The organism is Chroococcidiopsis cubana SAG 39.79, from assembly GCF_003991895.1.
In the GTDB taxonomy this organism is placed as follows: Bacteria; Cyanobacteriota; Cyanobacteriia; order Cyanobacteriales; family Chroococcidiopsidaceae; genus Chroococcidiopsis; species Chroococcidiopsis thermalis.
Genome location: NZ_RSCK01000027.1, coordinates 289 through 11,363 on the forward strand (window position 1 = coordinate 289; position 11,075 = coordinate 11,363).

Annotated in this window: 11 protein-coding genes and 1 pseudogene; 5 read left to right on the forward strand and 7 right to left on the reverse strand. The window is 45.7% G+C overall.

Annotated features, from left to right (window positions below):
- From DSM107010_RS17225 to DSM107010_RS17230, 3 genes and pseudogenes are all read left to right on the forward strand, one after another.
- Positions 1 to 1,156 (forward strand): annotated as a pseudogene (locus tag DSM107010_RS17225) (S-layer family protein); the annotation flags it as partial.
- Positions 1,157 to 1,200: 44 nt separating this feature from the next.
- Positions 1,201 to 1,473, forward strand: coding sequence for a hypothetical protein (locus DSM107010_RS39715; protein ID WP_199755591.1), 273 nt, complete (start codon positions 1,201 to 1,203; stop codon positions 1,471 to 1,473).
- Between the two features lie 74 nt (positions 1,474 to 1,547).
- Positions 1,548 to 3,827, forward strand: a complete 2,280-nt coding sequence (locus tag DSM107010_RS17230; protein WP_199755592.1) for a CHAT domain-containing protein — start codon at positions 1,548 to 1,550, stop codon at positions 3,825 to 3,827.
- Between the two features lie 50 nt (positions 3,828 to 3,877).
- On the opposite strand, the gene DSM107010_RS17235 is transcribed toward DSM107010_RS17230, so the two are convergent.
- The 7 genes from DSM107010_RS17235 to DSM107010_RS17265 form a co-directional block, all read right to left on the reverse strand.
- Entirely contained in the window at positions 3,878 to 4,264 is a 387-nt protein-coding gene (locus tag DSM107010_RS17235) for a four helix bundle protein (RefSeq protein WP_106169326.1), read from the reverse strand.
- Between the two features lie 46 nt (positions 4,265 to 4,310).
- Positions 4,311 to 5,039 carry a DUF928 domain-containing protein gene (locus DSM107010_RS17240; RefSeq protein ID WP_158631803.1) on the reverse strand — a complete coding sequence of 243 codons (729 nt, stop codon included), beginning with the start codon at positions 5,037 to 5,039 and terminating at the stop codon, positions 4,311 to 4,313.
- A 203-nt stretch (positions 5,040 to 5,242) separates the two neighbouring features.
- A complete protein-coding gene (locus DSM107010_RS42280; protein WP_258184003.1) occupies positions 5,243 to 6,214 on the reverse strand; it encodes a CHASE2 domain-containing protein in 972 nt (323 codons plus the stop codon).
- A gap of 17 nt (positions 6,215 to 6,231) precedes the next feature.
- Positions 6,232 to 7,686 carry a CHASE2 domain-containing protein gene (locus tag DSM107010_RS42285; RefSeq protein ID WP_277871328.1) on the reverse strand — a complete coding sequence of 485 codons (1,455 nt, stop codon included), beginning with the start codon at positions 7,684 to 7,686 and terminating at the stop codon, positions 6,232 to 6,234.
- A 39-nt stretch (positions 7,687 to 7,725) separates the two neighbouring features.
- Complete coding sequence (locus tag DSM107010_RS17255; RefSeq protein WP_127023463.1) at positions 7,726 to 8,682, reverse strand: DUF1822 family protein; 957 nt, start codon at positions 8,680 to 8,682, stop codon at positions 7,726 to 7,728.
- A gap of 18 nt (positions 8,683 to 8,700) precedes the next feature.
- Complete coding sequence (locus DSM107010_RS17260) at positions 8,701 to 9,348, reverse strand: hypothetical protein (RefSeq protein WP_015155717.1); 648 nt, start codon at positions 9,346 to 9,348, stop codon at positions 8,701 to 8,703.
- Between the two features lie 240 nt (positions 9,349 to 9,588).
- Positions 9,589 to 10,404, reverse strand: a complete 816-nt coding sequence (locus DSM107010_RS17265) for a tyrosine-type recombinase/integrase (protein WP_241994247.1) — start codon at positions 10,402 to 10,404, stop codon at positions 9,589 to 9,591.
- A 138-nt stretch (positions 10,405 to 10,542) separates the two neighbouring features.
- On the opposite strand from DSM107010_RS17265, the gene DSM107010_RS42290 reads away from it, so the two are divergent.
- Entirely contained in the window at positions 10,543 to 10,665 is a 123-nt protein-coding gene (locus tag DSM107010_RS42290) for a hypothetical protein (protein WP_277871329.1), read from the forward strand.
- 213 nt (positions 10,666 to 10,878) lie between these two features.
- Positions 10,879 to 11,034: a double zinc ribbon domain-containing protein gene (locus DSM107010_RS42985; protein WP_371934057.1), complete on the forward strand. Its 156-nt coding sequence runs from the start codon at positions 10,879 to 10,881 to the stop codon at positions 11,032 to 11,034.
- The last annotated feature ends 41 nt before the right edge of the window (positions 11,035 to 11,075 follow it).

Here is an 11,075-nt window from a genome sequence, read left to right on the forward strand (position 1 = left end):
TATCTATGGACCGTTTTCCAGCAGCCTGACTGCTCAAGCTGACTTAAACTCAACTGGAGATGCAGGAGACTTGACGATTAACACTCGTCAGTTGCTCGTTCGGGATGGGGCAGAGGGCAGTTCTACCACTTTTGGTGCAGGCAAAGGGGGAGATTTAACTGTCAATGCCACTGACTTTGTGCAATTGATTGGTGAATCTACCGACGGTCAGTTTGGCAGCAGCTTAACTGCTACTACTCGCCAAGTTGCAACCGGAAATGCGGGGTCTTTGACGATTAACACTGATGAATTGCTGATTCAGGATGGCGCAGAAGCCACAGTTAGTAGCTTTGGAGAAGGTGTGGCAGGCAACTTCGGCATCACCGCTAGGTCTGTACGGCTTGACAAAGGTAAAGTCATAGCACAAGCCCGCTCTGGAAATGGCGGCAGCCTTAAGCTGGATATTCCAGACTTATTGCTGATGCGTCATGGTAGTGAGATATCCACTACTGCCGGAACAGCACAGAAGGGTGGAAATGGCGGTAATATCGATCTCGATTCCGAATTTATCATAGCTGTTCCAGAAGAAAATAGTGACATTACAGCCAATGCGTTTAGTGGCAGTGGTGGGAAAGTTAGGATTAATGCTACTGGCGTTTTTGGGATAGCGCCAATTAGTCGAAAAGACCTGGAGAGGTTACGTCCTAACGATTTAGATCCACGTCATCTGCCAACAAACGAAATCATAGCAATTTCGCAGCAAAACCCGTCTTTAAGTGGCACTGTAGATTTAAATACACCTAATATTGAACCCAACAGCGGCTTAGTTTCCTTGCCAGTCGTACCAGTCGATACCCAAGTATCGCAAGCTTGTACTCCAGGTGGAAGTCAACAACAGAGTGAATTTGTCGTAACGGGTCGCGGCGGCTTGCCTCAAAATCCAGGGGAAGCCCTTAACACTGATGCCGTACAGGTAGGTTTAGTGACTCTCAACCCCCAAATCGATCGCCCCTCTACTCCATCTGTTTCAACAAATTCTATCAGCTCAAGACAAACTCATATTGTAGAAGCTCAAGGTTGGGAGATCGCTGCTAATGGCGAAGTTATTCTCACCGCAAATGCAAATACTGTCACGCCCCACAATTCCTGGCAGAACACAGCTAATTGCAGAAGCTGAATTAGAAGATAGCAGAAAAATGTGGCGCGGATCGGGGCAAAAACATGATAAGAAAAAAATCTAGATTTCGGAAAATCAAACGTCTCTTAAGCGTGCTGCTGCTTTTGGCTATGTTCTTGGGCGCGGGCTTATTACCGCCAACCCTCGCCTCTATCACTAAGGAAAACTCCACTGTCCAAAGCTTGCCCGATGCCCAAAAGTTGGTGGAACAGGGGAGAAAATTCTATGAAGTCGAACAGTACGCTCAGGCAGCGGCGATCTGGCAACAAGCAGTAGCTGCATTTAAAGCAGTGGCGATGAACCCCGACAAGCCATAACACTGGGCAATCTATCATTAGCCTATCAGCAACTGGGAGAGTGGACGCAGGCAGAAAGTGCGATCGCCTATAGTTTGAAATTACTGGGATATTTCGCGAAGAAGGTAGGAGGGCAGAGAGGCAGAGGGGAAATTCCGATTCAAAATTTAGAAGTTCTTGCTCAAGTTCTAGACATCCAAGGTCACCTGCAACTGGCTCAAAGCAATGCTGAATCTGCCTTAAATGCTTGGCGAGAAGCAGCTGACATTTATACCCAATTAGGCGATCGCAATTCAATTATTCGCAACCGCATCAATTCTGCCCAAGCTCTGCAAGCTTTAGGGCTTTTCCGTCAAGCGCAAAAAACTTTAACTGAAACTACCCAGCTTTTACAAAATCAGCCCAACTCAGCGCTTAAGGTTACAGGAGTGCGGAGTTTGGGCAATGTTTTGCTTGCCATAGGTGACTTAGAACAATCGCGACAAGTATTAGAGCAAAGTTTAGCAGTAGCTTCCAAGTTGCCAGATAAACAAGCGATCGCCGATGTTTTGCTGAGTTTAGGCAATACAGCCCGCGCTCAGCAAGATTCTCAAGCAGCAATAGACTTCTACCAACAAGCTGCTAATGCTACCAAATCGCCAATCACCCGCATCAACGCCCAAACCAATCAACTGAGACTACTGCTAGAAACTAAGCAATTGGCAGATGTTAAAACATTATTACCCCAAATTCAAACTCAGATCGGTAACTTACCCGCTAGCCGAACGGCAATCTATGCCAGAATCAACCTGGCTGAAAGCTTAACGCAATTCAAACAAAAGAGCGCCACAGATAGCCCCTCATGGCTGGATATTGCTCAAATCTTGTCAACTGCCGTACAGCAGGCGCAAGACTTGCAAGATCGGCGTACTCAGTCTTACGCTCTTGGTGTCTTGGGGAATCTATACGAACAAAAGGGGCAGTTGACTGATGCCCAAAACCTGACTCAACAAGCCCTATTTCTCGCTCAAACTATAGATGCCAGAGATATTGCCTATCGCTGGGAATGGCAGCTAGGGCGTTTGCTCAAAGCTAGGGGAAATATTCCAGAAGCGATCGCGGCATACGATCGAGCAGTCAAGTCGCTCCAGTCTCTGCGCTACGATTTAGTCGCCATCAATCCTGACGTGCAGTTTGACTTTCGCGATCGAGTCGAACCAGTTTATCGGCAGCTCGTCGAATTGCTGTTGCAGCCGCAGGGAAACCAAACCAGTCAAGCAAATCTTCAAAAAGCCCGCGAAACAATTGAATCATTGCAATTAGCAGAATTGGATAACTTCTTTCGAGAAGCCTGTTTGGATACTGTGTCTCAGATCGACCAAGTTATCGACCAGAAAGACCAAACAGCCGCAGCGATCTATCCAATTATCCTACCAGACAGACTAGAGGTTATCCTCAAGTTGCCTCAAAAGCCCGTGCTGCACTACACGGCTGCTGTGGCTCAAACCCAAGTTGAAAAAACCTTGGATGCGCTCAGGCAAAACCTCATAGAACCCGATACGCTGGTCGAAGCTAAAGCCTTATCTCAACAGGTTTATAACTGGTTAATTCAACCAGCCGTCACTGACTTAGCCAAAAGTCAAGTCAAAACACTGGTATTCGTACTAGATGGTGCTTTGCGGAATATCCCGATGGCGGCTCTGTACGATGGCAAACAGTATCTAATTGAAAAATATGGCATTGCACTCACTCCTGGGCTGCAACTGATTAATCCCCAACCATTGCAAGAGAAAACATTAGAGGCAATAGCTGCCGGACTGTCCCAACCACGTCAAGGGTTTTCTGCCTTACCCAACGTCAAGCTGGAATTAGCAGAAATTCGCGCCGAAATACCGAGTAACGTCCTGCTGAACAACGAATTTACCAGCACGGCTCTGCAAAACCAAATTAATTTTCTGCCTTTCCCTGTCGTTCATTTGGCAACTCACGGACAGTTCAGCTCTAAAGCTGAGGAGACATTTATCGTCGCCTGGGATAAGCGCATATACGTCAATGAGTTGGATAACTTAGTCCGAAATCGAGAGCAAAACAGACCTGATGCCGTTGAATTGCTCGTCTTGAGTGCCTGTGAAACGGCTGCTGGAGACAAGCGGGCTGCCTTGGGAATTGCTGGTGTAGCTGTACGGGCGGGGGCGCGTAGTACAGTTGCTTCCTTATGGAGTTTAAACGACGAGTCCACCGCAGCGCTCATGAGTGAATTCTACCGAGAGTTAGCAGATCGATCGCTCACTAAAGCCGAAGCACTTCGTCGCGCCCAATTGTCCCTTTTACAAAATCCTAAATATCAACGTCCCCTGTTCTGGGCACCCTACGTTTTATTGGGGAATTGGCTGTAACTGAAGAAGGCAGAGGAGCAGGGGAGCAGAGGAGCAGAGGGGAAAGAATGTCAACGCTTCATTAGCCAAGGCGAGGGATTAGTAATCATACTTACTAACCCACCTAAGATTCGGTTATAAGTTCCGTATAGTTCTCGACCTGCTTCAACATCTAAGTAGTTACACTTGACAGCAAACTCAATCCATGTCTGAGTTTCGGCTGATTCTGCCTCACAATCATTTAATTTAGCAACAAAGGCAGCCTCATATCGTCGTTTTCTCCAAGCTTCAGCCAAATTAGCACAAACAGAACGTGAAGACCGACGAATCTGGTCAGTCATCGAGTATCTTTCCTCTACAGGAAACTTCTTAGATAACTCAAAAATACTCATAGCTGCATCAAACGCCATTTGATACACTTCTAAATCTTTGTGACTCCTAATCGGTTCTCTTTCCATCTCCTCCGCCCCTCTGCTCCTCTGCTCCTCTGCTCCTCTGCCCTCACTAACGAGGAGTACAGCACTCTACAATTGGTTCAATCGCCAGCTCGTTCAAACCAATGACCTGCAAAAGCTCTGCCCAAGAAGGATTATTCGGATTGCGACGACGCAGTTGGGCTGCGACAGTTAGCGCATCAAACCATAGACCGTTGACGGCATAAAGAGCTACGCGATCGCGCGGTGTAGCTTTCTCTAACTGCTCCTTGAGGGTAGGGTCGAGCGGGTTTATTTGAATCCACCCATCCACAAAAGCAGGCGGCTCTTGCTCCCGACAATAAATCTTCAAAAACCAACGATATTGCCGACCAACTGAAAGCGGTGGTGCTGTTTTCGGAAGAGACAGGCTGATAATTCCTCGGGTTTGGGGCAACGCGACATCAGTTTGATAAACCAACCCACCATCCTTGTTCCGCAACACAAACTTAGCTGGAACAGGTGCTACATAAGAAGTATAAAACCAAAAAGTGGGTGCGGCGCTGATTGTCGTGCCTAAGACCAATGCTGAATCGGAATAAACTGGTACTAGTGCTGCGAGCTGCTGCTTTTGGGTATTGCTTGGAAGCTGTCGCTCTAGATTAAAGCAGCCACGGCTTCCAGCTTCCGATCGCTGACCTGGTTCCCCGATGTCCTCTGGTGGAGGTGGTGCAGCAAAAGTCAACGAGCCGTGTGATTTCCTGCTAGGGTCTGGACTCTGGTTTTGTCCAGATAGAGAGTTTAAAGGTTGTGCTTGCACTTGCGTACAGCTAAGGATTGCACAGCTAATCGCGAGGGTAAGTTTAATCTTTTGCACGGGCAACATAACTATTAGCCGTACCCATCGACACAACTTTACTTTGTATAGAGATTTATACACCCCATAATTTTAAGGTGAATGCAACAATTTAACGAAGAAATTTTTCACATAAGGATGTTAGTAGTTTTGTCAGTCAATCAAAGTCATGCTTCTGCCGTTGAAGAAAACAGTCGTCCCTCTTGTAAAGCAAGGTAGACTGTCACAGTGCTACCAGTACCTACTAAAACTAAGGCTGATGGCACAAAGGGAACCCAATAGCCGTGGCTGAAGAAAACTAAGCAAAGACCCCATAAAACACCCAGTGCACTTCCACCCGCTAGTATAAGGTATAGCCCAGACCTACAGGCAAAGGCGATCGCAACTCCAACCGCAGACCAACCCCAAATCCATAAGACTTCGCCCCAAATATACCAAACTGAAATTAAAGGTCGCCCATCTTTAACTGCACTGACGATTTGACTGACCATTTGCGCTTGTACGATAACCCCTGGCATTTCCTGATAAAATCCTGGCTGGGCGCTATAAGGCGTAGGTATATAATCGTGGGCGCTTTGAGCAGTGACACCGATGAGGACGATTCGATCTTTCACTTCCTCCGGCTTCACCGCACCACGAAGAAGATCGCTCAGCGTCACTGTTGGCGCAATTTCTAAAGGAGAATGGCGGTAAGAGCGGTAGTTGAGCAAGACTTGATAGCCCCATGCATCTACTTGTTGGTAGCCACCCATACGCGATCGCAAACGTTGGAAAACGACATCACCTAATACCAAATCTCCTCTGGCGTTATACTTGGCAGAAATGCCCGATCGCTCTAAGTAGTGAAACGCTAGTTGGGCGCTTAGGGCATAGGGTGTAGTACAAGGCGATGTCGGAGCTGGTTTCATTGCTAATAAATGTCGGCGTAAAACGCCATCTGAGTCTTGAATGACATCGCTAAACCCCAGACGCGCTGGCCCAACTTCGGGAGGGGGTGCAGTTCCAGGATGATTTTTAGCGCGATCGCTGGCTTTGCAGATTGCAAAGAAGTTACGATCGCGCAGGCGAGTGGCTAAAGAATCCCGATCGGATTTACTAATGAGAGTGCAGTATGGTGAACACTTTTGTCCAAATGTCATTTCTTATAAAACAGCTCCTAGAGGAGGTTCGAGAAATTAACCGATGTTAACCATACCCCGCTCCTAGTAGTAACTGGGAAATCGCGATAAATATCCAACCCAACAGTTCGCGCTTGAAATTGTTGGAGTTTCTGCAACAGTTGTACTAGTGCTAAATCCGATATCGACCCAGTTCTTTGCTTTTGCTCGGGCAGTTGAAAATCATCCTCGGTGACGGTGACGATCAACAGCCGCGAATCTTGCCCTGTATCCGATCGCAATCGCATCAAGCTGTCGTAAGCTTGCAATTCCCACGTTTGCAATTCTCCCAGCAGCCGCACCCCCAATACGCTAGCTGTTATCGCCACGCTCAGAAGTAGCACCGTTGTTAGGTGACGGCTGTTGGACAAAATGGGAGGTGGCCAGATTGCTGGCGTGACAGCGGGATTTTGGCAAATGACTGGCAACCAGCTAGCACAAGGAAACTGAACCTCTAGATCCTCTTTTAATCGCGATCGCGCTTGCCGCATTGCTAGATAAAGCGATTTTCTACCCGCTAAAGCTTCCAGCAGGTACTTTAAAAACCTTTGCGCTACCAAGTCCGGTACGGGTTCTCGCATGACAATGACTTGCGGAATTTGGGCTTTTTGTAGCCCAGATGCCAATCCCAATCCGTCGCAGGAGTTGAAAATTGCTAAATGTAGTCCACCCGCAACGGCATTGCTCAAAGCCCTGCTAAACTCCTCAATTGTTAAGCTTTCTGTCTCGTTAATGTAAATTCGTCCGCTGTCTCCCTCGGTGCTGCTATGACCGGCAAAAAAGAGAATATCCCAAGAGCACCCCCACAAATGGTCTTTAATTTCCTGAGAGTCCGGGTTTTCGAGAAATGTTGTTTTAGTATATGGTAAACTTTCCAATAACTGCCGATCTGTTTGGATATCGATCCCCGTACTCTTACCCAAAATCGCTAGAATTCTGACGGATTTTCGCGTCAAAAACTTTTTTGATGTAGGCGGTGATTCATAGTTTGGGAAACTCAAGGCGACTTCCACTTTGGGCGACTGCTCGACTAAATCCCACAGCAACCAGGGAATCTTTCGCAATTGAATCGAACGAGTACTGATGAGTAATCGCACCTCGTCTTTGGGAAACCTGAGATGTGGCAGTAAATTATCTCGGATAGAATCAAAGGACTCCGATCGCAGCCAAGAGTTCAGTTGCGCTCGCAGTAGATCTTCTAATTGCCGACAATCTTCGCGTCGCTGGCTTATTGAGCCGTCGTAGACGATTTGTTTTGCTTTAATGCGAGCCGACTGACCCAAGCTGCGATAAGCTGAATGCCAGCGATCGTATGTCACGAGTAAATTGGGAGCTGGAGGCAACTGTCCTGTAACTTCTATAAAGGGACGAGCGTTCTGTTCGCCAATTTCCAGCGTCACGCTAACGCCTTGTTCTAAACTGCCATCTAGCTTTAAAATAACTAACTTGCTCACTGCCTACGTGCCTTTGTCAGCTTGCTATGCTTCTCATGTTTAAATGATAAAATCCTCGATCGCGATCGCCTCTCCCAAAGCTAGCTTAACGCTAAAATATTCTCCCGATTCAGCACCAAACTGCAATTGAATATTCTTATTTGTATTCCTAGAAGAGGCTTCCATCACAGCCACTCCTGCAACATCCAGCACCGACACCTGAAGATTTGACGGTAGATAAGTCTGTCCGCTTGTCGGATGCACTTCTACAAAAATGTCCATCTCTCGCGAGTTTTCTGGATTGACGGCAACGACTAGAACCACCGATTGAGAGATCGTCTGTTTGCCTAAGTCGATCTTCTTGCCCCTACTCGCACTTGCATTTCTGGCATTCCTCCAAGCTGGCTCGGCTATTTGAAGCTCTAAAACAGTTGAAATTTCCTGCCAACCCGCCTCAAAAATATTGTCCAACCATTGTTTCAAATTAATGCGATTTTTACTGACAGCAGGCGATCGACTAGATAGTTTAGCTTGTCGAGCTTGAGAAAGGTCTTCTAAGTACTCTAGCAATTTCTCTAGAGGTTGCAGTTGAACGATTGATAGTGATTCGGTCGATACCTGCTTAACAAACCCTAATATTGTTGCTTCTCGAAATGATTCATGAATTTGCACGATGACATAACCAATTCGGCTTGACTGGACTTCAGGTGGTATGTAAATAAATTGCGTATTTGCTAATACCGGACGGCATTCTAAATCTCCCAAATTTTTCAAGCGCAGAGCGGCTGTATCCGTCAGCGTCTGTTGCACGGGATTCCAACTGTCGCTGTTCTCCAAGAGAGTTTCAAATCCCATGCATTCTAGATAGAAATTTACAAAAGATACAGCCAAGGTGTTGAGACGAACTTGTTCGCCTTTCTCGGGTGTAGCTTGCTGTCTGGAGAACTGTTCGGCTCGCTCTCGCTCTTTTGGAGATATAGGTGCTGTGAAGGTGGAAAGAACTCTCATGGCATTCATAATTTTTTGTCTACTTGATTAGCAATTTGTAGTTTGTATATTCTCTCGGATTTGAGGAGCAAATTTTTTCAGGCAGCGGCGGTAAAAGTTATGTAATCTTGTAATTCCAATTCCCCACTCTGTCGATATATCTTGCCAAGAAACTCCTGAATACCTTCTTCTAGCTATTGCTTGAAAATTTGCTTCAGGGCGCTCTTTTATATGTTTTCTGGTAAAAATTCTGTCTGGATCGGATTCTATGTATTGTCTGACTTGCTCGAATAGTGATACAGACTCAGATGACGATAAATTCTCCAGATGAGAGCTTTCGAGATTGATTTCGTTCGGTTTGCCAATATTTTTCGGAATAGCTTCGGGAAAAAAACGTTTGGTTAGTAGCATATTTACCCAAGCCATAACTTCGCCACGCTCTGGATTATAGTTATGAATATTGTCATCCCGACAAAGATAAAAGAAGAGATTTTGTACTGCTTCTTCATAAATATCTTCGTAAGCTAGTTGAAATCGACCTTTGTAGGGACGACAAAGTTTACCCGATTGCCAGATAGCGTTGACGAGCTGACTTAAGGCTGTCCGCCGCCCCTTAGTCGCGTGTGAGTGTTGCTGGGCAAGCAGTATTAGTTCTTTGAGTTGTGCATCCAGCGCTTGTCGCGAATCGTTGGTCATTTCAAGCTGCGAATATCGCCAAAGTAAATTATTTATCCCTATCTCTGAGATACCAGCGCTACTTTTACACGCATTGTTACAAATTGTTACAAAACTTTTCTGTTGGGGATAGACTTCCGATCCTAGTAGGTAGTCTCAATTTGTATAGACAGAGTACGGTCAATACTCTGCAAACGCAAAAATATTTGTAGATAAGTTTATTTTATAAAATTTATTTTAAATAAAACTATTTGATAAAATTTAGCTTTTTAGTAAAGCCTTTAACGCTTTCTTGGCTACTTCTTCTGCACGACTTGATGTAACTTTTTGATAGCGTAATGTCGTCTGGACGTTAGTATGCCCCATCAGCGCTCTCAATTCTTCAATCCCCATCAGCCCCACCCGTTCGGTGGCAAACGTATGCCTCAAATCGTGTAGACGGCAGCCTTTTAGCTCTAATCTCTGCTGCGTGGTTCGGCTCCAATCTTCATAAGCAGTACGGTAAGACAGCCTAGAGACTTCTTTTGTGAAGGGATTTTGAGCAGTGAATAGGGCAGGTGAATCTTGATGCCGATAGAGTCTAAGATATTTCTCTAGTACAGTAGCTAAGTCCTCACCATAGAAGCACCACATGAGCTTGTTTCCTTTACCCACTACTTGGAATTTGTATTCTTTTAAGTCTATTTGTTCTAGATCTAGAGCTAAGGCTTCTGCAATTCTTGCTCCAGTTCGATGTAGTAGGAGTACCAGTGTGTGTAGCCTGGAGTTGGGTTCTAACAAACTGTAAAAAATCTTAAGTTGCTGTGGATTTAGATAGTGAATCACTTCATCACTATTGTGTTCGCCCTTTTCACGATCTGGCTTGCGGCGTTTGAGGCGGGCGATTGGGTTGGATTCAATATAGCCTTGTTCTAAGGCAAAGTTAAGCAAAGATTGAATAATAGAGGAGTGGCGATTGTGAGTCGTGTAGGACAAATGAGTCAAGTTATTAAGGTATTGCTCTAGTTGTTGACGATTGAGCGAACTAACAGGCGATCGTCCGTATTGCTGTAACAAGGGAAGCTTTCTTTGACTCAAACGAACGAATTGTACTCTGGCTCAATCCCGAACGCTCTAAAAATTATGTAGCCACAGTAGCAAGAAACACATTCATACTTTATCACTTATCTAAAATAAGATAACTCAGATGAGCTAGCTAATCATATACTTTTATAAGTGACTTTGTTACTTACTTTTATGTTTATTTCTGAAACTGATAAACTACCAGCTCAAGGTGAAAAGCTGACAGAGTACGTCCGGCGAGTTAGAACTGCGCTTGGAATGAGTCAAGCCGAATAAGCTCACAAAGCGGGTATTCACTTACAAAGTGTAGGCAAGATTGAGAAAGGATTGACAACTCGCCTCAACTCCAAGTCACTAACAGGATTGTCAAGAGCTTTGCAGATTTCAGAAGAGTATTTGGAGGCAGTATGTCGAGGAATGCCAGTAGCAGCGGTACAGCAGTTGAAAATTTGCCCTAACTGTTGGACACCAGGAACCCAAGCCGAACTCATGTGGTTAAATCCACGCTCTCTTTTTTGTTTTGCTTGTGGGACGCAACTGCGCGATCGCTGCGTTAGTTGTAACGAACTCATAGTGTCAATCAAGTTCAGATTTTGCCCATACTGCGGGCAGTCTTACAAAACTAGCACTGTATCTGCAACCTGAGTGCTAAAGCGTATACCGCTTTTCTCCTCTTGTCTATGTAT